Source organism: Pseudomonas sp. ADAK13, assembly GCF_012935715.1.
Taxonomy (GTDB): Bacteria; Pseudomonadota; Gammaproteobacteria; order Pseudomonadales; family Pseudomonadaceae; genus Aquipseudomonas.
This window is the reverse complement of sequence record NZ_CP052860.1, coordinates 6,784,454-6,806,175: the sequence shown is the minus strand read 5'-3', so window position 1 is coordinate 6,806,175 and position 21,722 is coordinate 6,784,454. Positions and strand designations below refer to the sequence as shown.

General features: G+C 62.2%; 20 protein-coding genes. 12 read left to right on the top strand and 8 right to left on the bottom strand.

Going from position 1 to position 21,722, the window contains the following annotated elements:
- Positions 1-32: 32 nt before the first annotated feature.
- A complete protein-coding gene (gene xylF, locus HKK54_RS31490; protein WP_169389012.1) occupies positions 33-1,034 on the bottom strand; it encodes a D-xylose ABC transporter substrate-binding protein in 1,002 nt (333 codons plus the stop codon).
- Positions 1,035-1,115: 81 nt separating this feature from the next.
- Positions 1,116-2,432, bottom strand: a complete 1,317-nt coding sequence (gene xylA / locus HKK54_RS31485) for a xylose isomerase (protein ID WP_010172440.1) — start codon at positions 2,430-2,432, stop codon at positions 1,116-1,118.
- A gap of 153 nt (positions 2,433-2,585) precedes the next feature.
- Between xylA and HKK54_RS31480 the strand changes: the two genes are divergently transcribed.
- The 3 genes from HKK54_RS31480 to HKK54_RS31470 all read left to right on the top strand — a co-directional run bounded on the left by HKK54_RS31480 (position 2,586) and on the right by HKK54_RS31470 (position 6,417).
- Positions 2,586-3,797, top strand: coding sequence for a XylR family transcriptional regulator (locus tag HKK54_RS31480; RefSeq protein ID WP_169389011.1), 1,212 nt, complete (start codon positions 2,586-2,588; stop codon positions 3,795-3,797).
- A gap of 54 nt (positions 3,798-3,851) precedes the next feature.
- Positions 3,852-6,002, top strand: coding sequence for a phosphocholine-specific phospholipase C (locus HKK54_RS31475; RefSeq protein ID WP_169389010.1), 2,151 nt, complete (start codon positions 3,852-3,854; stop codon positions 6,000-6,002).
- A 121-nt stretch (positions 6,003-6,123) separates the two neighbouring features.
- On the top strand, positions 6,124-6,417 hold the full coding sequence (locus HKK54_RS31470; RefSeq protein WP_010172434.1) for a hypothetical protein: 294 nt from the start codon (positions 6,124-6,126) through the stop codon (positions 6,415-6,417).
- A gap of 22 nt (positions 6,418-6,439) precedes the next feature.
- On the opposite strand, the gene HKK54_RS31465 is transcribed toward HKK54_RS31470, so the two are convergent.
- On the bottom strand, positions 6,440-8,155 hold the full coding sequence (locus HKK54_RS31465; RefSeq protein ID WP_169389009.1) for an amidase: 1,716 nt from the start codon (positions 8,153-8,155) through the stop codon (positions 6,440-6,442).
- A 151-nt stretch (positions 8,156-8,306) separates the two neighbouring features.
- On the opposite strand from HKK54_RS31465, the gene HKK54_RS31460 reads away from it, so the two are divergent.
- Positions 8,307-8,612, top strand: coding sequence for a putative quinol monooxygenase (locus HKK54_RS31460; RefSeq protein ID WP_169389008.1), 306 nt, complete (start codon positions 8,307-8,309; stop codon positions 8,610-8,612).
- A gap of 86 nt (positions 8,613-8,698) precedes the next feature.
- Entirely contained in the window at positions 8,699-8,953 is a 255-nt protein-coding gene (locus HKK54_RS31455; protein WP_010172429.1) for a hypothetical protein, read from the top strand.
- A 14-nt stretch (positions 8,954-8,967) separates the two neighbouring features.
- On the opposite strand, the gene HKK54_RS31450 is transcribed toward HKK54_RS31455, so the two are convergent.
- Positions 8,968-9,768, bottom strand: a complete 801-nt coding sequence (locus tag HKK54_RS31450) for an SDR family NAD(P)-dependent oxidoreductase (protein WP_169389007.1) — start codon at positions 9,766-9,768, stop codon at positions 8,968-8,970.
- 120 nt (positions 9,769-9,888) lie between these two features.
- Here HKK54_RS31450 and HKK54_RS31445 point away from each other — a divergent pair, with 120 nt between their 5' ends.
- Both HKK54_RS31445 and HKK54_RS31440 read left to right on the top strand, forming a co-directional pair.
- A complete protein-coding gene (locus HKK54_RS31445) occupies positions 9,889-10,413 on the top strand; it encodes a MarR family winged helix-turn-helix transcriptional regulator (protein WP_010172425.1) in 525 nt (174 codons plus the stop codon).
- Positions 10,414-10,487: 74 nt separating this feature from the next.
- Entirely contained in the window at positions 10,488-11,816 is a 1,329-nt protein-coding gene (locus HKK54_RS31440) for an LLM class flavin-dependent oxidoreductase (protein WP_169389006.1), read from the top strand.
- A 262-nt stretch (positions 11,817-12,078) separates the two neighbouring features.
- Here HKK54_RS31440 and HKK54_RS33495 read toward each other — a convergent pair whose 3' ends face one another.
- The 3 genes from HKK54_RS33495 to HKK54_RS31425 are packed head-to-tail and all read right to left on the bottom strand — an operon-like array spanning position 12,079 to position 13,462.
- Positions 12,079-12,600, bottom strand: coding sequence for a hypothetical protein (locus tag HKK54_RS33495; protein WP_178121011.1), 522 nt, complete (start codon positions 12,598-12,600; stop codon positions 12,079-12,081).
- A gap of 60 nt (positions 12,601-12,660) precedes the next feature.
- Positions 12,661-13,299, bottom strand: coding sequence for a helix-turn-helix domain-containing protein (locus tag HKK54_RS31430; protein ID WP_010172420.1), 639 nt, complete (start codon positions 13,297-13,299; stop codon positions 12,661-12,663).
- Between the two features lie 4 nt (positions 13,300-13,303).
- Positions 13,304-13,462, bottom strand: coding sequence for a hypothetical protein (locus tag HKK54_RS31425; RefSeq protein WP_169389004.1), 159 nt, complete (start codon positions 13,460-13,462; stop codon positions 13,304-13,306).
- Positions 13,463-13,678: 216 nt separating this feature from the next.
- Between HKK54_RS31425 and HKK54_RS31420 the strand changes: the two genes are divergently transcribed.
- Positions 13,679-15,826 carry a TonB-dependent receptor family protein gene (locus HKK54_RS31420; RefSeq protein WP_010172416.1) on the top strand — a complete coding sequence of 716 codons (2,148 nt, stop codon included), beginning with the start codon at positions 13,679-13,681 and terminating at the stop codon, positions 15,824-15,826.
- Here HKK54_RS31420 and HKK54_RS31415 read toward each other — a convergent pair.
- A complete protein-coding gene (locus HKK54_RS31415; protein WP_169389003.1) occupies positions 15,823-16,122 on the bottom strand; it encodes a DUF7693 family protein in 300 nt (99 codons plus the stop codon). The genes HKK54_RS31420 and HKK54_RS31415 overlap by 4 nt on opposite strands.
- A gap of 375 nt (positions 16,123-16,497) precedes the next feature.
- Between HKK54_RS31415 and HKK54_RS31410 the strand changes: the two genes are divergently transcribed.
- The 4 genes from HKK54_RS31410 to HKK54_RS31395 all read left to right on the top strand — a co-directional run bounded on the left by HKK54_RS31410 (position 16,498) and on the right by HKK54_RS31395 (position 21,655).
- Positions 16,498-17,343, top strand: a complete 846-nt coding sequence (locus HKK54_RS31410) for a DNA/RNA non-specific endonuclease (protein WP_169389002.1) — start codon at positions 16,498-16,500, stop codon at positions 17,341-17,343.
- A gap of 246 nt (positions 17,344-17,589) precedes the next feature.
- Positions 17,590-18,135, top strand: a complete 546-nt coding sequence (locus tag HKK54_RS31405; protein ID WP_010172411.1) for a sigma-70 family RNA polymerase sigma factor — start codon at positions 17,590-17,592, stop codon at positions 18,133-18,135.
- On the top strand, positions 18,132-19,076 hold the full coding sequence (locus HKK54_RS31400; protein ID WP_169389001.1) for a FecR family protein: 945 nt from the start codon (positions 18,132-18,134) through the stop codon (positions 19,074-19,076). Before HKK54_RS31405 ends, HKK54_RS31400 begins: the two co-directional genes overlap by 4 nt.
- A gap of 89 nt (positions 19,077-19,165) precedes the next feature.
- The gene (locus HKK54_RS31395) at positions 19,166-21,655 is read left to right on the top strand and encodes a TonB-dependent siderophore receptor (RefSeq protein WP_029615985.1); all 2,490 of its coding nucleotides are present in this window, start codon (positions 19,166-19,168) and stop codon (positions 21,653-21,655) included.
- Positions 21,656-21,722: the final 67 nt, after the last annotated feature.

Below are 21,722 nucleotides of genomic sequence, written 5' to 3'. Positions count from 1 at the left end.
GCCTCAAGCCGCTCCTGCAGTGAGCCGTGCGCTTACTGCCCGGCGATTTGCGCTTTGGTGTAGAACCCGTCTTCTTCCAGCACGTTGACGTTGTCTTTGGTCAACGCGGTCGGCTTGAGCAGGATGCTCGAGACCTGTTTGCTGCCGTTGTCGTACTGCGAGTTGTAGGCCGGCTTCTCGTCCCGCACCAGTTGCACCGAGAGCTTGGCCGCCTCGGACGCCAGCAGCTTCAGGGGCTTGTAGACGGTCATGGTCTGGGTGCCGGCGATCACGCGTTTGATCGCGGCGAGGTCGGCGTCCTGCCCGGAGACCGGCACCTTGCCCGCCAGTTTTTGTGCGGCCAGGGCCTGGATCGCGCCGCCGGCGGTGGCGTCGTTGGAGGCGACGATGCCGTCGATCTTGTTGCTGTTGGCGGTCAGGGCGTTTTCGACAATGCTCAGGGCTTCGGTGGGGTTCCATTCCTTGACCCATTGCTGGCCGACGATCTTGATGTCGCCCTTGTCGATGGCAGGCTGCAGCACTTTCATCTGACCCTGGCGCAGGATCTTCGCGTTGTTGTCGGTAGGGGCGCCGCCGAGCAGGAAGTAATTGCCTTTAGGCTGCGCGTTCAACACACCCTGGGCCTGCATCTCGCCGACTTTTTCGTTATCGAAGGAGATGTAGGCGTCGATATCGGCATTCAAAATCAGCCGGTCATAGGACAGCACTTTCACCCCGGCTTTCTTCGCCTCGGCCACCACGTTGTTCAGCACCGTGGCGTTGAACGGCACGATCACAATCACATCGACGCCCCGGGAGATCAGGTTTTCGATCTGCGAGATCTGCCGCTGCTCGTTGGCATCCGCCGACTGCACATAGACCTTGGCCCCCAGTTGCTCGGCGGCGGCGGTGAAGTAATCACGGTCGCGGGCCCAGCGCTCAAGGCGCAGGTCGTCGATGGAAAAGCCGATTTTCGGATGGGCAGGATCGGCCATGACCGAATGGGAGAGCAGTGCCAGAACGCTGGTGAATAAGACAGTTTTCAGGTGTTTCATGATGGTGAGTCCCTTTTATTGTTGTTTAGACGCACTTCTGGACCTGGAGCGTGTTGCACACGAAACGCTAGAGCGTAGCGGTCATGGGTAGATAAAGCGATTCACCACGCCTTCGAGCATCTCCTGGCGGCCGCTGACCGCTTGCGGGTTGAGTTGGTGGCTGAAGGCATGCTCGGCCAGCGACTCCAGGCTGAAGTCGCCGCCGAGCACGGCGCGCCCGAACGATTTGTCCCAGCCGGCATAACGCTGGGCCTTGAACTGCTCAAGGGCATCGTTCTGCACCATGGCGGCTGCGCGCTCCAGAGACAGCGCCAGCACATCCATCGCGGCCACGTGGCCATGGAACAGGTCCACTTCGTCGAGGCTTTGGCGACGCACCTTGGAGTCGAAGTTGTAGCCGCCGCCTTTGAAGCCACCGGCCTTGAGCACCTCGTAGGTCACCAGGGTCAGTTCCTCGACGCTGTTGGGAAACTGGTCGGTGTCCCAGCCGTTCTGCGGGTCGCCACGGTTGGCGTCGATACTGCCGAAAATGCCCAGGGAAGCGGCGGTGGCGATTTCATGGTGGAAGCTGTGGCCAGCGAGGGTGGCGTGGTTGGCCTCGATGTTGACCTTGATCTCTTTCTCCAGGCCGAACTGGTGCAGGAAGCCAAACACGGTGGCGGTGTCGTAGTCGTACTGGTGCTTGGTCGGCTCCTGCGGCTTGGGCTCGATAAACAGCTCGCCGGTGAAGCCGATTTTGTATTTGTGCTCGACCACCATGCGCATGAAGCGCCCGAGTTGCTCGCGCTCGCGCTTGAGGTCGGTGTTGAGCAGCGTCTCGTAGCCTTCGCGGCCGCCCCACAGTACATAGCTGGAGCCCTTGAGGCGGTGAGTGGCGTTCATCGCGCTGAACACCTGGGCTGCCGCATAGGCAAACACTTCAGGGTTCGGATTACTGGCGGCACCGGCGGCAAAGCGCGGGTTGCTGAAGCAGTTGGCGGTGCCCCACAGCAGCTGGATGCCGGTCTGTTCCTGATGGTGTTCGAGTTGGTCGACCATCCGTGCAAAGTTGTCGCGGTATTCCGCCAGGCTTGCGCCTTCGGGGGCAACGTCGGTGTCGTGGAAGCTGTAGTAATCGATGCCCAGCTTGGAGAAAAACTCGAACGCCGCCTCGGCCTTGCCGCGCGCCACCTGCAGCGCTTCCCCCGGTTGCTGCCAGGGCCGCTGGAAGGTGCCGGAGCCGAACATGTCACTGCCGGGCCAGACGAACGTGTGCCAATAACACGCGGCCATCCGCAGGTGCTCGCGCATCGGTTTGCCGAGGATCAGCTTGTTCGCATCGTAGTGCCGGAAGGCCAGGGGAGAGGTGCTATCAGGGCCTTCGTAGAGGATTTTTTCGACAGCGGGAAAGTAGGGCATCGCCAGATCCTTGTTGTTATGAGTACACGTTAACCTTGCCTCGATACTAGCAACGGCCTCCGGCCAATCGATTATGAAAATCACCAGAGCGGGGTTCGATTTTGAGTGGCTTTGGGCGCATAGTTGGGCGATACCTCGCCAGGAGCCGCCCCTGTGAAAACTGTCCCGCCTGTGCACCGGATCGCCCTGCTGTTCAATGGCAACAAGATCTACGATCGCGGCATCATCACCGGGATCGGCAACTACCTGAGCAGCACGCGGGTGTCGTGGGATCTGTTTCTGGAGGAGGATTTTGTGTGCCGGCTCAAGGGCATCGAGCGTTGGCATGGCGACGGCATCATTGCCGACTTTGATGACCCGGCGATGGGCCCGGCGTTGGCGGGGGTGCATTTACCGGTGGTAGCGGTGGGCGGGTCTTACGAGGATGAGCGCGCTTACCCCCGGCATATCCCGTACGTGGCCACCGACAATTTCGCCCTGATCAGGCTGGCCTATGAACACCTGATCGAAGCCGGGCTGACGCGCTTCGCCTGCTTCAGCCTGCCGGAAGCGGATATCAACCGCTGGGCCCAGGAGCGCGAAAAAGCCTTCCGCCGCCTGCTGGAGCGCGATGGTTTGCCCGTGGAGGTGTATCGCGGGTTGGGTACCAGCGCACCGCTGTGGGACTCGGCGGTGGAGCAGCAGATCGCCTGGCTGCACAGCCTGCCCAAGCCCATCGGCATCATCGCGGTCAGCGACGCCCGCGCCCGGCAGTTGCTGCAAGCCTGCCTCACGGCGGGCATCCCGGTGCCGGAGCAAGTGGCACTGATCGGCATCGACAACGACCCGCTGACCCGCACCCTGACCCGCGTGCCGCTGAGCTCGGTGATCCAGGGCACCGAAAAAATGGGCCGCACCGCCGCGCGCCTGCTGCATCAGATGCTGCACGGCATGCCCTCGGCAGGCAGCCAGATCCTGGTGCCGCCGGAAGCCGTCAACGTGCAGACCTCAAGCCTGCACCAACCCCTCGGCCATCCCTACGTGATGCAGGCGTTGCACTTCATTCGCCAGTACGCCTGCCAGGGCATCAAGACCGCCCAGGTCGCCAACTACGTCGGGGTGTCGCGCTCATCCCTGGAAGCGCATTTTCGCAGCGAACTGAACCGCAGCGTCCACGACGAAATCCTGCGCTTCAAACTCGCGGCGGCGGTGGCCAGCCTGGAAAATACCGGGGCGGGCATCGCGGATATCGCCTACGACTGCGGCTTCAAATCGGCGCAGTACCTGCACACGGTGTTCAAGCGCGAGTTCGGGTGTACGCCGAGGGAGTATCAAGTGGGGCAGGTTGAACGCGATTCGAGCGATGTCATTTCTTTGTCGCCTTGAGTCCCTATTTTGTCCTGAGCCTCGCTCCAGAACTTCAAGGGATTGAATCGTCTTATGCCGACTCTTACACGCAGGACACTGCTGCAAGCCGCCGCTATCGGATCCGCCTACACCCTGTTGCCCGACTCCATTCGCCAGGCCCTGGCGATCCCCGCCAACAACCGCACCGGCACCCTCATGGACGTCGAGCATGTGGTGATCCTGATGCAGGAAAACCGCTCGTTCGATCACTACTTCGGCACCTTGCCCGGCGTGCGCGGGTTCAGTGACCGCTTCACCATTCCACTGCCGGGCGGGCACCGGGTGTGGGAACAGCAGGGCGTGGGGCGGCGGATTTTGCCCTATCACCTGGACAGTTCCCGTGGCAACGCCCAGCGGGTCAGCGGCACGCCTCATTCCTGGGTGGACGAGCACGCTGCCTGGGGCAGTGGCCGGATGCATGCCTGGCCGACATTCAAGACGCCCACGTCGATGGGCTACTACCGCGAGCAGGAAGTGCCGTTCCAGTTTGCCCTGGCCAACACCTTCACCTTGTGCGATGCCTACCATTGTTCGGTGCACGCCGGCACTAATCCCAACCGGCTGTTCCACTGGACCGGCACCAACGGCCCGACCGGTGCGAACGTCGCGGCGGTGGTCAACGAGTGGGACGGCCCCGGTGCGGTAAGCGTGGGCTACACCTGGAAAACCTACCCCGAACGCCTTGAAGAGGCGGGCGTGAGCTGGAAGGTTTATCAGTACTTGCCGGATAACTTTGGCGACAATCCCCTGGCCGGTTTTCGGCAATTTCGTGCGGCCAGCGTTGCGGCTGGCAACCCCGCGGTGCCACCGAAGGACTTCAAGGACTTCGTGCCCTACAGCGACCCATTGAATGCCCGCGTGCCGCTGTACAAGGGCAACGGCAACACACTGCCGGCGGTCAGCGGCAGCGACCTGGAAGCGATCATCCAGGGCTTTCGCAAGGACGTGAACGACGGTCGCCTGCCGCAGGTGAGCTGGCTGGTGGCCCCGGCCGATTACTCCGAACACCCCGGGCCTTCCAGCCCGGTGCAGGGTGGCTGGTTCACCCAGGAAATCCTCAAGGCGTTGACCGCCAACCCGGAGGTCTGGAGCAAGACCGTGTTGCTGGTCAACTACGATGAAAACGATGGTTTCTTCGACCACGTGCCGTCACCATCCGCACCGTCCAAACGGCTGGACGGCAGTTTTGCCGGCAAGTCCACGGTGAAGTTCGACAGCGAGATCTTCACCCATCCGGCGCCACCCGGTTCAACCGAGCAACCCGCGCCCGACGGCGGGGTGTACGGGCCCGGCCCACGGGTGCCGATGCTGGTGCTGTCGCCGTGGAGCCGGGGTGGTTGGGTCAACTCCCAGGCGTTCGACCACACCTCTGTGCTGCAATTTCTGGAAAAGCGCTTCCACGTGCGCGAACCCAATATCAGCGCCTGGCGCCGGGCCGTATGCGGCGACCTCACATCAGCCTTCAACTTCGTCAACCCCAACACCGAAACCCTGCCGCCGCTGCACACCATCAGTCGCCAGGCCGCCGACACCCTGCGCCAACGCCAGGAACAACTCCCCCAGGTCGCCGTGCCAACCGTGGGCCAGCAACAGGCACCGTTCCAGGCCCGCATGGCGCGGCCCTCCCGGGCGCTGCCGTACCAATTGAATGTCGAGGGTTCAGTTGACCGTCGCGCCAGTTCCGTGAGCCTGGACTTCTTCAACCATGGCGAACAAGGGGTGGTGTTCCACGTCTACGACCGCCTGCACCTGGATGACATACCCCGGCGCTACACCGTGGAGGCCGGCAAGCACCTCAGCGACACCTGGCAAGTCGCCGGGGCCTACAAGCTCTGGCTGTTGGGGCCGAACGGCTTCCACCGTGCATTCAAGGGGAATCTGCTGCGACGTGAGCCCGAGTTATCCCTGGCCTATCACGGCGATACGTTGCTGCTGACCCTGGTCAACCCTGGTAAGCGCACCGCGTCGGTGACCATCGAGCGCTGCCCCTACACCAAACAAGGGCCCTGGTTGCTTGAGATTGCCGGCGGCAGCACCGTGCAGCGCACGTTCTCGTGCCAGCCGAACGGTGGTTGGTACGACTTCAAGTTGCGTGACGAACACGGTTGGGTGCGGCGGGTGGCGGGGCGGATTGAAACCGGCGCGCACAGTATCAGCGATCCGTTGATGGGTAAGCGTGGGTAAGGGCGATTTCGTAAGCCCTTTCTCTGTTTCTCGTAGGAGCAGGGCTTTCTCCCCCTGCAGCGCTTGAAACAAAAACCACTCGGCCATAGCCTCACGCTTTTCCTGAAACTGAGGCCCTGCAGTGGGTAAGCGAAAAACGGTTTGGCCCACGGAGCGGGAAGTTCGACTGCGCTTTATCCTGCTGGCAATTATTGAAACCGCCTGCCATCGAGGCGTTCCCATCGAGCGGCTGTTGCTTTCTTACATCCTGCTGCGCAACAAGCCGAGCCCGGAGCAGTTGTGGGGGGCAATCAGCGACACGTTGCTGCTCGACGAGATGCGCGGCTTTCGCTTTGAGCCCGGGTCGGAAGCCGATCAGTTGATGCGCAAACTGGGCGATGATGCTGATGCTGCAACGAAAGGGATTGGAGCCTGAACGGTTCCAATCCCTTTTTGGTTTACGGCGTGCCCGCCACCAGCTTCGGCGTGCGCGGCGGCACAAGACGCTTGCTCCCTGTCGACTCATACGCCGACGCCAATTGCAGCAGCGCCGAATCGTCATACGCACGGCCGGCAAAGGTCAGCCCCACCGGCATGCCGATATCCGCCATAACGCCCATGGGCACCGTCACGGTCGGCACACCGAGGTGGCGGATGGCGAGGTTGCCGTTGGCCACCCACACCCCGTTGCTCCAGGCGATATCCGCCGAGGCCGGGTTCACATCCGCATCCGCCGGACCCACGTCGGCGACGGTCGGGAAGATCACGGCGTCCAGCCCCAGCGTGTCCATCCAGTCTTCAAGGTCGATGCGTCGTGTCTGTTCCAGGCCGCGCAGGCCGTCGGGCACGGTGCTGATCTTGTCCCATGGCGTGATGCCGCGCTCCGCCATGCGCACATACTCGTCCATGCCGGCGGCCAGGTCATCTTCGCGGTTGGGCAGGGTGCCGGGGTCGTGGGGGAAGATTTTCGGGCCGTCGACATCGGCCAGGCGGTTCAGCGTGGGGTCGTTGTTGGCGCGCAGGAAATCATCGAACGCCCAGGCCGACAGTTCCCACAATTCATCGTGGAGAAATTCCTTGGACACCAGGCCACGGGTAAACACTTTCGGCGCGCCGGGGCGGTCGCCTTCGCAATTGGAGACCAGCGGGAAATCCACCTCGATCACTTCTGCGCCCGCCGCTTCGAGGGATTTGCGCGCGGCTTCCCAGAGGTCAATCACCGAGGCACGGGTTTTGATTTGCTGGCCGGTGGGGCCGCCGATTCCCGGGTCGTCGCTGGTGCCTGCTTCGGGGTCGGCGTTGATGTACATGCGCGGCACGCCGAAGCGTTTGCCGGCGAGTGCATCGCCGGTCGCGGCCAGGGCGCCATAGGACTCGGGGCGTACCGAGGCCACGCCGGGGATCGGCACCCAGGGTTGCATCCGCCACAGGTCGCCGCGTGTGTCGGGGTCTTCTGCGACTACTACGTCGAGCACTTCAAGCAGGTCGGCCATGGTCCGGGCATAGGGCACGACGACGTCCATGGTCGGGGTCAGCGGCCAGTTGCCGCGCACCGAGATCACGCCACGGGACGGGGTGTAGGCACACAGGCCGTTGTTGGAGGCCGGGCCGCGTCCGCTGGACCAGGTTTCTTCCGCCAGGCCAAATGCCGCGAAGCTCGCCGCGGTGGCGGTGCCGGCGCCGTTGGAGGAGCCCGAGGCGAACGGTGCGGTGAGGTAGTCGGCGTTGTACGGGCTCTCGGCCCGGCCATACACGCCGCGCTGCATGCCGCCGTTGGCCATGGGCGGCATGTTGGTCTTGCCCAGGCAAATGGCGCCCGCTGCGCGCAGCCGTTCGATGGTGAACGCATCGCGGTAAGCGGTCAGGTTCGCGAACGCCGGGCTGCCGGAAGCGGCGGTGAGGCCCTTGACCAGATAACTGTCCTTAGCCGTATAGGGAATGCCGTCGAGCGGCCCCAGAGTTGTGCCGCTGGCCCGGCGAGCATCGGCTGCCCGGGCTTCCTCCAGCGCTTGCGGGTTGCGCACCACTACTGCGTTGAGGGCGGTAGGCGTGTTGGGCACGTCGTAGGCGTCGATCCTGGCGAGGTAGGCCTCTACCAGCTCCACCGCCGTGGTCTGGCCGGACTCGAGCGCGGCGCGCAGTTGGGCAATGGAAACTTCGGTTACTTCGATCACGTGGTTATCGCCGGGTGCAGAAAAGGGGAGGGCTTGAGTGCTGACTCAATCCATTCAGTGAAAGTAGCTTACTGATAGATTTTTCGTAGCGCCAGAGCATGGCATCCCTTACTGTGGCCCCTCAATTCCCTTATCGATAACGGTGCTGTTTATGTCCGATGAAGTGCGGCTTGTCGTCATCATCAATACCCAGCCTGGGCGGGGCGCGGACCAGTTGAACGCGTTTGCCGGGCTCGCTCCGCTGGTGCGGGCCGAAGCGGGTTGCATCCAGTACGACCTGCATCCGGTGGAAGGCAACAGCGACAGTTTTGTGTTGATCGAGACGTGGGCGTCAAAGGCGGCGCTCAAGGATCACCACGCAGCGCCCCACATGCTGGAAGCCGCGAAGCACAACCCGACATTTCGTGCCGGCCCCTCCAACGTTCTGGTGCTGGAACCCGCCGTCCAGACGCTCTGACTTCAATCCGGTGGCTCAAGGGTTTATCATGGCCCCTTCATTTTTTGCTGCCCGGAAAGATTTCGATGTTGTTTACAAGGACTGTCATGGCGAGCGCACTGCTCGCCGTTCTGGCCACCCAGGCCCACGCGTCCAACCTGGACCTGACCTACGAGGCCCCCGTCCTCAGCGCTGTACCCCTCACGCCGCAGGCTGAGCCCAAGCCGCGTTTCCCGGTCAAAAGCCTTGCGCCGGTGACCGTGGAAAACAGCTGCACCGGCCGCGAGTGCACCTACGAAGGCGACATCAGCCTGCCCCGTGAGGAGCAGACTGTGCGGCGCATTTCCATCGGTATTCAGTAAGACCTGCGGGCGCCTCAGACAATCCCGTACCGAGGTGCCGGTTTACCCGTCTGCGTGGCCGCAAACAACGCGCCGCGTGCGGCATCGTAGGTATCCCACAACCCGCCATCGGCCACCGACGGCCAGGTGATCGACTCGCCCTGGTCAAGCCCGGCCAATGCCGCGTCCACCAGATTTTCAGTGGTCATGACCGACTCTTTTTGCAGTGCGGAAAGCGGAATGCCCGACTCGTCCCAAATCTCGGTGGCGGTGGACGCCGGCAACACGATCTGCACCTTCACTCCGGTTTCTGCCAGCTCTGCCTGCAAGCCACGGCTGAACGCCAGGACATAGCTCTTGGTGCCGCTGTATACGGAACTGACCGGCAGCGAGTGCACGCCCAATACCGACGCCACGTTGATGATCACACCTTCATTACGCACCAGCATGCCGGGCAGCGCTGCGTGGGTCAGGCGGGTGAGGGCGGTGATGTTCAGGGCAATCTGGGTCATGGAGTCCTCGACCGAGGACTGTGCCAGCGGGTGCAGGCGGGCCAGGCCGGCGTTATTCACCAGCACCTGAATCGCCGGGTTGCCGGCGAGCAGGCTTTCTACGCGGGCCAGGTCCGCAGGGTTGACCAGGTCGGCGCCGATCGTCTGCACCTGACGTCCGTGGGCCTGGGTGATCTTCGCCGCCAGGGCTTTCAAACGGTCTTCACGGCGGGCGACCAGGATCAAATCGTAGCCGCGAGCCGCCAGTCGGTCGGCATACACCGCACCAATACCGGAGGACGCGCCCGTGATGAGGGTAATTTTTGTGGAAGCGGGGGTCGACATGAACGGCTCCAATAGATGAGTACTCAACCAATATTGTTGAGGGCTCAAGTTATAAGCTTGGGATTTGTCCTTGTCAATGGTTTAGTACTCAATCATTCTAGCGGCATGGAGGAGCTGAAAATGCCAACAGAGAAGATCAACACCGATAAAGCACGCGCCGACCTTTTGGATTTACTGGGCGACGTGGCGTGCACCAACAACGCCCTGCGCCGTGCCGCCAGGCGCTTGGGGCAGCTGTATGACGAAGCGCTGGCGCCGATTGGCCTGAAGGCCACGCAGGTCGGCTTGCTGGGTGAAATCACGCGGTTGGCGGCGGTGGATGAGCAGGGTGGGCCGACGTTGCAGGAACTGGCCGGACGCCTGGCGATCCTGATGTCTGCGCTGACCCATGCCATGAAGCCGCTGGTGCGCGACGGGATTGTCGAGCTGCGCCCGGACGCTCTGGACAAGCGCACCAAACGTTGCGTACTCACACCCAAGGGCCAGGCGCTTTTCAGTGAGGCGCTGGTGTACTGGGCCTCAGCCAATAACCGGGTGGAGGACGTGTTGGGGCATGATTCGGCGGCGCAACTGCGGGGCATGGCGGATCATGTTGCCTCCGAAGAGTTTCTGGCGGACTACCACAGCCGGTCAGTCCCGGCATAAGCCAGATCCTTTCGTTATTAGACAGACGCCGTTCGCCCATCCGATGCTGAGCCCCTCTCGATCAGGGGCTTTCCATGACCACTCCACGCCAACTGAAACTGGGCGCGTTCATGCGCCCGGTCAGCATCCACACCGGCGCCTGGCGCTATCCCGGCGCTTACCGCGACGCCAACTTCAACTTCACGCACCTCAAGCAGTTTGCGCAGACCCTGGAGAAGGCGCGTTTCGATGCCTTCTTCATGGCCGACCACCTGGCCCTGCTCAACATGCCCATCGAGGCGTTGAAGCGCAGCCACACGGCCACCTCATTTGAACCGTTCACCCTGTTGTCGGCCCTGAGCCAGGTCACCGAGCACATCGGCCTGGTGGCCACGGCCTCGACCACGTACGACGAACCGTTCCACATCGCCCGGCGCTTCGCGTCCCTGGACCATTTGAGCAACGGTCGCGCCGGCTGGAACATCGTCACCACCGCCAACCCGGATGCCGCGCAGAATTTTGGCCTGGAACAGGCCTACGCCCACGACGAACGTTACGCCCGGGCGCGGGAGTTCTACGATGTGGTGACCGGCCTCTGGGACAGTTGGGCCGATGACGCCTTCATCCGCGATGCCGACAGCGGCGTGTACTTCGACCCCAACAAGCTGCACACCCTCAATCACCAGGGCCGCTACCTCAACGTGCGCGGCCCGCTGCACATTGCCCGGCCGGTGCAGGGCTGGCCGGTGATCGTGCAGGCCGGTGCCTCGGAGCCCGGGCGGCAACTGGCGGCAGAAACCGCCGAGGTGATTTTTGTCGCGCCGGGCACGCTCGAGGAGGGGCGCAGGTTCTATGCCGATATCAAGCGCCGGATGCGGGCGGTGGGGCGGCATCCCGACCACCTGAAGATTCTGCCCGGGGCGTTTGTGGTGGTCGGCGATACACCGGAAGAGGCCCGCCGAATTCGTGCTCACCTCGACAGCCTGGTGCATTACGAAAGTGCGATTGCCTCGCTGTCGATAGCACTGGGTACCGACGCAACCCAGTTTGATCCTGACCACTACCTGCCGGCGATTCCCGAAACCAACGGTAGCCAAAGCTCCCGGGAGCGGGTGCTGGCGCTGGCTGATCGGGAGCAACTGACGGTGCGCCAACTGGCCCAGCGCCTCGGCGGGTATGCCGGCTTGTCGTTTGTCGGCACGGCCCACAGCATTGCCGATGAGATGCAGCAGTGGCTGGAGGAAGAGGGCAGCGATGGCTTCAACATCATGTTCCCGTGGCTGCCGGGCGGCCTCGATGATTTTGTCGCTAAGGTAGTGCCCGAGTTACAGGGGCGCGGGATCTTCCGGCGGGAGTACGAAGGCTCTACCCTGCGGGAAAACCTCGGGTTGCCGCGTCCGGCGAACCGATTCTTCGCCGGGTGAACGGGTATTTTTACCGTGGTTAGATCGTTTATTTCCTTCTGATTGGAGGCCATTCCCCAAACGCATATCCATCGCGCCGGTTCAGCCCCGATAACGGAGCTGTCCGGCGTGATCGCGTCATAGGGTCTGTTATCACGGAATTATCGGCTGCCTCGCTCCGATAAATCCCCATCCAGCATCTATTCTTGCTGCTGGGCCAGCGCCTTGCGCCGTTGTACGGCATCTCTAGAATCGGCCCCAGAACTTACTCATTTCCTGTCGATTACGGAGTTTCGAACATGATGAACGCCATGCAGATGCCAATGAACAACGCGATGCCTATGATGCCGATGATGGGCATGCCGATGATGATGGCCACCATGACCTGCAAGATGACCGACGAGGCCATGATGTGCACCATGAAGCCGGCCGCGGGCATGGACATGGCGATGTTCAAGAACAACGCCGAAATGATGGCGATGATGATGAACTGCGGCATGCCGATGATGATGCAGTGCGCCAACATGTCGATGATGTGCATGTCTGAAGACGGCATGGCGATGATGAGCAGCATGTCTGCCATGAACATGCCGATGATGATGCCGATGGGCATGCCTATGCCGATGATGAAGTGCGTCATGGAATGCAAGATGGAAGCAGATTGCGTGACCTGCAAGATGATGCCGATGCCGGGCATGAGCATGGACATGATGAACAACTGCTGCATGCTGATGATGAAAATGATGAACGACTGCGCCATGCCGATGATGATGAGCTGCAACGGCATGCCGATGATGTGCTGCACCTGCTGATTCGTTTGGCGTGAAACCAGAAAGCCCCGGCGAGTGCCGGGGCTTTTTGCGTTTCAGTCCAGCCGTTCCGGGTAGGTGATCACCAGGAACGCCACCGCCTCACTGTCTGCGGGGTTTCGGTAGCGGTGGGGCTGGTCGGCGTAGAACAGGATCGAGTCACCGGTGGAAAGCAGGTAGCGTTCCTCGTTCACGCTGACTTCCAGCACGCCCTGGGCCACCACCAGGTTTTCCTGGATGCCTGGCCCATGGCCCTCTGAAATCTCCTCGCCGAGGGCCTTCAGGCGTATCTCGTAGAACTCCGACTGGCGCGCCATATCGTAGGGAAACAGCGCGCGACTGATAAAGGTGCCATCGGCACTCACCAGGCGTTTGCTCTGTTGCGCCGGCAGCAGTTCAACCCCTTCGAACGCACGGTTTTCCAGGAAGGCCGCCACCGACACTTTCAAACCCTTGGCAATCTTGCACAGCACTTTGATCGACGGCACGCTGCGCCCGGATTCAATCTGCGCCAACATCGCCCGGCTCACGCCGCAGTTGCGTGCCAGGGCATCCAGCGACAGGTAGCGTTTACTGCGCAGGCGTTGCAGGTTATGGGCGACGCACTGGCCGATGGCGTCGTCGTCGCCGCTGTTGCAGTCTTTGGATTTGGAGGGGAGGTCGGGCACTTCGGGAATCGCATGCAGGAAATTCATCGCCTCACGCCCGGCGGGTATCGCTGGAGGAGGTGACGTGTGCGGTAAACACCGCGACCCCGGCCCGTGCCGCGTACATCGCCCACATCAACTCAGCCGCTGCGCGAGCCTGGCGGCGTTTGCGGTGGAGGGTGAAATCGATGACGGTGGCAGATGCTTGCATGACGTAAATCTCTGGGGACTCAATGGCCCTACAGTAATCCGTACTACTTATTTCCATAAATACTGAGTTTGCATTTGGTAATTCGATTTTGGACTTAACGCCGAATCACGGCTGTCCGTTCATTAGGGGTGACCCGGAGAGCCTCACCGGCATCACACCACAGACCTTGCGCCGGACCAAGCCCGTCGCAAAAACGAATTCCAAGGATTTACCCCCATGCCCCCCGCGTTTCTGTTCCCCGCCCGAAAAGCCTGGCCCTTGCTCGGCTTTGGCGCTGCCCTGAGCTTCAGCCCGGTCTCCCAGGCCGACGACACGCTGCAACTGGCACCCGTCGAAGTCAGCAGCGCCGAACTCAGCGCCGATGAACTGGCTCAGGCTCAACTTAAAAGCGTGCCCGGCGCCACCAACTACATCGACATGGGCAGCGTCGACCAGGGGCGGGTGAGCACCAACGAGGACGTGTTCAAATACCAGGCTGGCGTGTACGCCAAGGCGGCGAACAACGAAGGGGTGAAGCTTTCGATCCGTGGCTCGGGCATCAACCGTGGCCCGGGTGCCCACGCTTCCGGCCTGTACGAGACCTTCGACGGCCTGCCGCTGACCGGCCCGGGTGGCACGCCCTACGAGCTCAAGGACCCGTTGTGGCTCAGCCGCGTTGAAGTGCTGCGCGGCGCCAACGGGTTTGACCAGGGCGCCTTGGCCCTGGGCGGGGCGGTCAACTACGTGACCCATACCGGCTACGACGCCCCCACGTTGCAGGTGCGCTACGAAGCCGGCAGCCATGGCTACGGCCAGCGGGAAATCAGCTCGGGGCAGGTGCTGGGGGACGCCGACTACTACATCAGCCTTACCGACTCGCACTACGACGGCTTCCAGAACCACAGCGCCGGCAGCGGCAAAGGCATGGCGGCCAATTTTGGCTACCGCTTCAACCCCGACCTGGAAACCCGCTTCTACTTCCGCTACCGCGAAACCGACAACGATTCCCCCGGCAAGCTGACCCGCGACCAGATCAGCCACGATCCACGCGCCGCTGCCGCCCTCAACGTGGCGCGGGATTCGAAACGCACGCAGCCGGGCTCGACCTGGATCGCCAACAAAACCACCTTGCACCTGGACGACAACGCCCGGGTCGAGGTCGGGCTGGCGTATCACGATTACCCGATGGACCTGCGCGAGGGCACCAACCGCCTGAAGGTCGCGTACACCGACGTCAGTGGCACCGTGAATTACATCCGCCAGGACACGTTGTTCGGGCGCGACAGCAAGACCACCCTCGGCCTGCGCACCACCCAGGCGATGCCGAATAACGGTGGCTCGGAGTTCGTACGGATCCCGACCGGCAATACGGCCGGCTACGCGCCCGGCACCAAGACCCGCGACTACAGCTACCTGGGTTCCGACAGCGTGCTGCATATCGGCAATGACCTTGAGTTGGTGCCGGACCTTTGGCTGACCACCGGCCTGGCGGCGATCTACACCCGTCGCGAAACCGAAGTCAGCTACCCAGAGACCCACACACCGGTCAGCCAGCACGATTGGGATTACGCGCCACGGGTGGGCCTGCGTTATGACTTCAGCCCGCAACTGCAGGTGTACGGCAACCTGAGCCGTTCGGTTGAGCCGCCCCATGCGTGGTCGATGATCTGGGGTTCCAATCTGTATTTCCCCAAGGGCAGCGGCCCGGCGAGCGGCCTGCAACGTGAAGGCGTGAAACTGAAAAACCAGACCGCCACCACCCTGGAAGTCGGTGGGCGCGGTGAAGCGTGGTTCGGCCAGTGGGACCTGGCGCTGTACCGTTCCGAGGTGCGCCACGAACTGCTCAGCGTTGAAACCCAGGCCGCAACGTCCACCACGTCTGCGATCATCGCCGAATCCAACGCCAGCCCTACCGTGCACCAAGGCGTGGAACTGAGCCTGATCAGCCCGCTGTGGGAGGGTGGCCGCACTGGCCGGTTCGACTTGCGTCAGGCCTACACTTACAGCGACTTCCACTACCGCAACGACGACCGCTTCGGCGACAACACCTTGCCCGGCATTCCCAAGCACTACTACCAGGCGCAACTGCGCTACAGCCACCCGAGCGGCTTCTACACCAGCCTCAACGGCGAGCATTCATCGCGGGTGGCTGTGGACTACGCCAATTCCTACTACGCGGCCGCCTACACCTTACTCGGTGCGACGCTCGGGTATGACGCGCCGAAGCATGACTGGCAAGCCTGGGTCGACCTGCGCAACCTGACCAACCGGCGCTACGCGAATACGGTCACGCCGGGTTATGACGACAAAGGGATGGACGTGGCGCGGTCGACGCCGGGGGATGGCATGGGCGTGTACACCGGCGTTTCCTGGAGCTGGCGTTAAAGCAGGGCCTCGATTTGCGCCTGCTCCCAGGCACTCAGCAAGCTGACCGGATCGGTGCCGAAACGCTGCCAGTTCTCGGGGCTGCCGGTCCTGCCGTCGGGGGATTCGCAGGAGAGACAGCCGCGAAGTACGCCATCGTGCGCCAGCAGGGTGATCTGCCAGCCATCGGCGCGAAACAGTGTTCCCTCGATCTCGATCGGGGACGCTGCAACCTGCACGGTGCGGGTGCCAAGGGCGATGTCCTTGAGCAACTGGTAAGCCTCCCGCGCAGAGACGGTCGAGGGGGATGGAGTCATGAAAATCAGCCTTTTTCGGGGGCGTGCAGTGTCGCGTTCCCGAGAAGGGGTTTCAAGTTCAGCGCCCCCGTCCACGAGCCGGTTTTTTTGCTTTTAGTGCTAGTTTTTTTGTAACAATTACCTGTATAAGATAAAGCCTGCTCCACTGAAAGATGCTTCTTCAGGAGCAGTTAGTTCCTTGCGCCACCGGCGTGGGTACTTAAGCGGGTACGCACATGGAATGTCGCCGTACGCGCAAACACAGTTATCCAACTGTCAGCAATCAACTTGATAGTGTTGTCATTTCATCACGAAGTGGCTTTCGCACTGCCGGGATCAATTGCGCTCGTTTTATCGCTTTAAACTTAATTAATCGGTTGTAAATGGAGTATTACCATGCAAAGGAAAGCACTGTTCAAATACGTCGCGTTGTTGTGGGTGCCGCTGATGGCGGGCTGTATCAGCACCCAGCCTTCACGGGTGCCGGAGCGCGCCATCCAGGCGCCCGTGGAGCAGGCCGCCGCAGTCGATAACTGCTCCCAGGGCTGCCCTTCCGGCGGTGGGCCGCTGACGTTGAATCGCCAGGCCTACACCCTCAATAACAATGCCTCGACCAAGTTCGCCAACTGGGTGGCCTACCGGATTACCAAGTCCACGCCAGCCAGCGGAAAACCGCGCAATTGGCAGACCGATCCGGACATTCCTGCGGGCGAAACCCTTGACCCGGTTGACTATAATGGCGCCAACGTGGCACTGAAGGTCGATCGCGGGCACCAGGCAAACCTCGCGTCGATGGCCGGCGTCGCCGACTGGCAGACCCTCAATTACCTATCCAACATCACTCCGCAAAAGTCCGATCTGAACCAGGGGCCGTGGGCACGCCTGGAGGATCAGGAGCGCAACCTGAGCCAGGACGCCGCAGTGGATGAGGTGTATGTGATGACCGGCCCACTGTATGAGAAATTCATCGGCAGCTTGCCGGGGACTAATAAGGTCCACACGATTCCCAGTGGTTACTGGAAGATTGTTTCCGTGGGCAAGTCGCCGCAAGACGGTCTTTATGCCTCGTTCATCATGAATCAGGACACACCCAAGGGCGCCAACTTCTGTGACTACCGCGCAACGGTCGAACAGATTGAGCAACGTTCCGGGCTGACATTCTGGAGCACGTTGCCGCAAGCGGTGCAAACTGCACTTAAGTCAAAGCAGGGGCAACTGCCTCAGAGAATTGGCTGCAAGTAAGCGCAGTGTTATAGACGTTAGTCGATTGTTATCATCCACCTATTAAGTTGGCAGGCGCGGGAGTGCCTGCCAACTAAGGATTGTTTTAACCAAGTAAGGTATTAACAGCCCGTTATCGTCTACCCGCAGCCGGCTCGCTGCACCTCACACACGGTGGCTTCGGTCGCCGGGCCTCTTGCTCCCCCTTCGTTTTACTGTCATCGTTCGCGCAATTGGTAATCTTTCTTGTTTGAGAAATTTTTGCGCATGCATGACTTTCCTGTAGCTGAGGGTGATACAGCCCGTCGCCAGCAGACCATCGCCACCCTCTACAGCGACCACCATTCCTGGTTGCACGGTTGGCTGCGCAAGAAACTTGGCTGTTCGCAACATGCGGCAGACCTGGCCCACGACGCTTTTATCCGCATCCTGCTGCTGGCCGAACCCCACACCATCAAGGAACCACGGGCGTTTCTGGCAACGACGGCGGGGCGCCTGATGATTGATGGCGCGCGGCGGCGGCGGATCGAAAAGGCCTATATGGAAGCCCTGGCGATTCAGAGTGAAGACGCCGGCATGCCCGACCCGGCGGCGATTCATGTGGCGCTCCAGGCCCTGGAGCGCATCGCCGAGATGCTCACCGGCTTGCCCGCCAAGGCCCGCGAAGCCTTCTTGCTCAGCCGTCTCGACGGGCTGACCTACAGCGAAATCGCCGCACAACTGCAGGTGTCACCCAGCACCGTGAAGAACTACATTTCCAGCGCGCTGGTGCACTGCTATCACACCCTGCACGGGGCGGACCCGCTGTCGTGAGTTCCGAGCAGATCATCAGTGAAGCCGCCCGCTGGCTGACGTTGTTGCACGACGACCCCGTGACCGAGGCCGACCGCGCGGCCTTCGAGCGTTGGCGCCAGGCCGACCCACGGCATGCCGTCGCCATCAAGCGTATGCGCAGCCTGTGGGGCAGCCTCGACGAACTGCCCGCTGCGCCGGCGCGCATGGCCCTGAACCGTGCATTTGCACCGCAGAAAACCAGGTTTGCCGCCCGTGGTACCCAGGCCGTCGCGCTGCTGGGTGTGTTGTTGTGCGGCTGGGCCGGCTTTGAGCGGATGCCGGTGTGGATGGCCGACCAGCGCACCAGCGTGGGGGAGCGGCGCCAGGTGGCATTGACGGACGGCAGCCAGGTGCAACTCAACAGCAACTCGGCGCTGGACGTGAAGTTTGATGGCCATCAACGGGTGATCGACCTGTTGCAGGGCGAGATGTGGGTCGAGGTGGCCAAGGACGCGCAACGGCCGTTCGTGGTGCACACCGACCAGGGCACGGCCACGGCGTTGGGCACGCGATTCCTGGTGCGCAAGGCCGAAGACGGATCGACCGTGGTCACCGTGATCGAGTCCACCGTGGCCGTCAAAGGCAACCGTGCAGGCGAGGTGAAAGTGCCGGCGGGGCAGACGTCCACGCTCCGTGACGGACAGGCCGGCGAGCCGCACGCCATCGGCAATGCCGACCCGGATGCCTGGACCCGCGGCCTGCTCAAGGTCGATGACCAACCCTTGAGCGAGGTGCTGCAAACCCTCGCCGGTTACCGCCATGGCCTGGTGCGCTTTGACCCGCAGGCACTGCAAGGGCTGCGCGTGTCGGGGGTATTCAAGCTCGACGACACCGGCGCAGCGCTGGCGTCACTGGCGGATAACCTGCCAATCAAGGTGGAGTACTTCACCGATTTGGTGGTGGTGATCAAGCCGCTGTAAAAAATCTGAATAAAAACCGCTCTCATTCATACCCGATTTTCCGACATGACCGTCATGACTAATAGAACCCCCATTTCCCAGGACTTCTCATGTCGCGCCTTGCTCGTCCCTTACCGCCACTGGCCCTTTCAGTGGCGATGGCATTTGCCGCCGTACCCCTGCTGACCCCTCAAGCGTCCTACGCGGCGCAAAGCGCTGCGTTCTCCATTCCCGCCGGCGACCTGAGCCGGGCCCTCAACAGTCTCGCCGAACAGGCAGGCCTGGTGTTGGCGTTTGATTCCAGCCTGACCCGTGGCAAGCACAGCAATGGCCTGAACGGGCAGTACAGCACCGACGCCGCCCTGGCCCAATTGTTGGCCGGCAGCGGCTTGCAAGCCCTGAAGATTGCCGACAACCGCTACCGCCTCGAAGCCATCCCGCCCAGCGATGGCGCCATGGAATTGCAGGCCACCACCATCAGCGGCGCCTATCAGTCGGAAAGCCCCACCGGCCCGGTGTCCGGCTACGTGGCCACCCGCAGCCTGTCGGGCACCAAGACCGACACCGCGCTGATCGAAACCCCGCAGTCGATCTCCGTGGTCACCAAAGACCAGATGCGCGCGCAGAACGCCGAAAGCCTCAACCAGATTTTGCGCTACAGCGCCGCCGTGATTCCGGAAACCCGTGGCTCCACCGCCTCGCGCCTCGACCAGTTGACCATCCGTGGCTTCGCCCCGGCCACCTACCTCGACGGCCTGCGCATGCCCTCGAGCCGGGACGCCTTGCCGCAAAAAGACGCCTTTGACCTAGAGCGCGTCGAAGTGCTGCGCGGGCCGGCGTCGGTGCTGTACGGGCAGGGCACGCCCAGCGGTGTGATCAACATGGTCAGCAAGCGCCCGCTGGACACGCCGTTCCATGAGGTCGGCGTGGAGTACGGCACCTTCAACAAGAAGCGCACCACCTTCGACTTGAGTGGCCCGCTGGACGATCAAGGCGTGTATTCCTACCGCGTCGCCGGCTTGTTCGACGATGCCGACGGGCAGATCGACCACACCGAAACCCGTCGCCAGTCCCTGTCCACCGCCTTTACCTGGCGCCCGGACGACAACACCTCGCTGACCTTGCTCGGGCATTTCCAGAAGGACCCCAAGGGCGCGTCCTACGGTTCGATGCCGGCCTGGGGCTCGGTGCTGCACAGCCCGACCGGGCGCAAGATCGACGTGGATTTCTACGACGGCGAGAAAAGCTTCGAGAAGAGTGACCGCGAGTATTATTCCATCGGCTACGCCTTCGAACATCACTTCAACGATGTCTGGACCGTGCGCCAGAACGCCCGGTACCTGCGCAGCGAAGGGCAGTACCGCAGCCTCTACAGCAACTACCTGGAGAGCGACTACCGCACCATTCGGCGCTCGACCACTGCCAGCGACGTGAACATCGACGCCTACGCCCTCGACAACCAGTTGCAGGCCAAATTCGACACCGGGCCGTTGCAGCACACCGTGCTGATGGGCGCCGATTACCAGAACACCAGCACCGACACCAAGTCGGGCAGCGGTGTGTACACCGCCGGGCCTACGCTGGATATTTTCGACCCGGTCTACGGAGCAGCAGTGCCGGTGCCGGCCTACACCAGCGACGCCACCTCGCGCAGTGAGCAAACCGGCGTGTACCTGCAGGAACAGATGAAGTGGGACAAGTGGGTGTTGTTGATGGGCGGGCGCTATGACTGGGCCACCACCGACAACAGCACCCTGGCCATGACCACCCAGAAAAAGACCAAGTCGTCCCAGGACAGCAAAGCCTTCACCGGCCGCCTGGGCCTGGTCTACCTGTTCGATAACGGCCTGGCGCCGTATGTCAGCTACTCGGAATCCTTCCAGCCGCAATCCGGCACGGGCTACGGCGGTTCGACGTTCCAGCCTACCGAAGGCAAACAGACGGAAATCGGCATCAAGTACCAGCCGCCGGGCAGCAACAGCTTCATCACTGCGGCCATTTTCGACCTGCGCCAGACCAACGTGCCGACACTGGACCCGGACGCTTCCCACCTGTGCAACGGCTCGCGCTGCCAAGTGCAGGACGGTGAAGTGCAGTCCCGTGGCTTCGAACTGGAAGGCAAGGCCAGCCTGAACGATAACCTGGACATTACCGCGGCCTATGCCTACCTGGATAACCGCATCAGCAAGTCCAACAACACCGTGCGTTATGCGCCCATCAGCGACATCGGCGTCGGCCCGGCCATCGCGGCCGAAGGCACCACCACCTACGCCGTACCGCGCCATACCGCCTCGGCCTGGGCGGACTACACCCTGCACGACGGCACGCTGAAAGGCTTCGGTGTCGGGGCGGGTGCGCGGTATGTCGGTTCGTCGTGGGGCGATACCGCCAACACCCTGAAAGTGCCGGGCTACACCTTGTTTGATGCGGCGGTGCACTACGACATTCCGCACATCAACCGCCAGGGTGACAACCTGCGCCTGGCGGTGAACGCCACCAACCTGGCGAACAAAGAGTACGTCGCGTCGTGCTATTCCTACTCGTGGTGCTGGTATGGCTCACAGCGCACCGTGCAGGCGAGTGCCACGTATCAGTGGTAAATAAAAAAGGCCTTGGCGAAAGGATTCGGGAGCAGCAGCGCCAAGGCCAAAAAACAGAGCGTTCGCC

Bases quoted from the DNA above. Each gene is read 5' to 3' on its own strand.
- HKK54_RS31450 (WP_169389007.1), bottom strand. From the start codon at position 9,768: ATGTCGACCCCCGCTTCCACAAAAATTACCCTCATCACGGGCGCGTCC.
- HKK54_RS31410 (WP_169389002.1), top strand. From the start codon at position 16,498: ATGCAAAGGAAAGCACTGTTCAAATACGTCGCGTTGTTGTGGGTGCCG.
- HKK54_RS31455 (WP_010172429.1), top strand. From the start codon at position 8,699: ATGGCGAGCGCACTGCTCGCCGTTCTGGCCACCCAGGCCCACGCGTCC.
- HKK54_RS31420 (WP_010172416.1), top strand. From the start codon at position 13,679: ATGCCCCCCGCGTTTCTGTTCCCCGCCCGAAAAGCCTGGCCCTTGCTC.
- HKK54_RS31430 (WP_010172420.1), bottom strand. From the start codon at position 13,299: ATGAATTTCCTGCATGCGATTCCCGAAGTGCCCGACCTCCCCTCCAAA.
- HKK54_RS31415 (WP_169389003.1), bottom strand. From the start codon at position 16,122: ATGACTCCATCCCCCTCGACCGTCTCTGCGCGGGAGGCTTACCAGTTG.
- HKK54_RS31425 (WP_169389004.1), bottom strand. From the start codon at position 13,462: ATGCAAGCATCTGCCACCGTCATCGATTTCACCCTCCACCGCAAACGC.
- HKK54_RS31460 (WP_169389008.1), top strand. From the start codon at position 8,307: ATGTCCGATGAAGTGCGGCTTGTCGTCATCATCAATACCCAGCCTGGG.
- xylA (WP_010172440.1), bottom strand. From the start codon at position 2,432: ATGCCCTACTTTCCCGCTGTCGAAAAAATCCTCTACGAAGGCCCTGAT.
- HKK54_RS31405 (WP_010172411.1), top strand. From the start codon at position 17,590: ATGCATGACTTTCCTGTAGCTGAGGGTGATACAGCCCGTCGCCAGCAG.
- HKK54_RS31475 (WP_169389010.1), top strand. From the start codon at position 3,852: ATGCCGACTCTTACACGCAGGACACTGCTGCAAGCCGCCGCTATCGGA.
- xylF (WP_169389012.1), bottom strand. From the start codon at position 1,034: ATGAAACACCTGAAAACTGTCTTATTCACCAGCGTTCTGGCACTGCTC.
- HKK54_RS31395 (WP_029615985.1), top strand. From the start codon at position 19,166: ATGTCGCGCCTTGCTCGTCCCTTACCGCCACTGGCCCTTTCAGTGGCG.
- HKK54_RS31445 (WP_010172425.1), top strand. From the start codon at position 9,889: ATGCCAACAGAGAAGATCAACACCGATAAAGCACGCGCCGACCTTTTG.
- HKK54_RS31440 (WP_169389006.1), top strand. From the start codon at position 10,488: ATGACCACTCCACGCCAACTGAAACTGGGCGCGTTCATGCGCCCGGTC.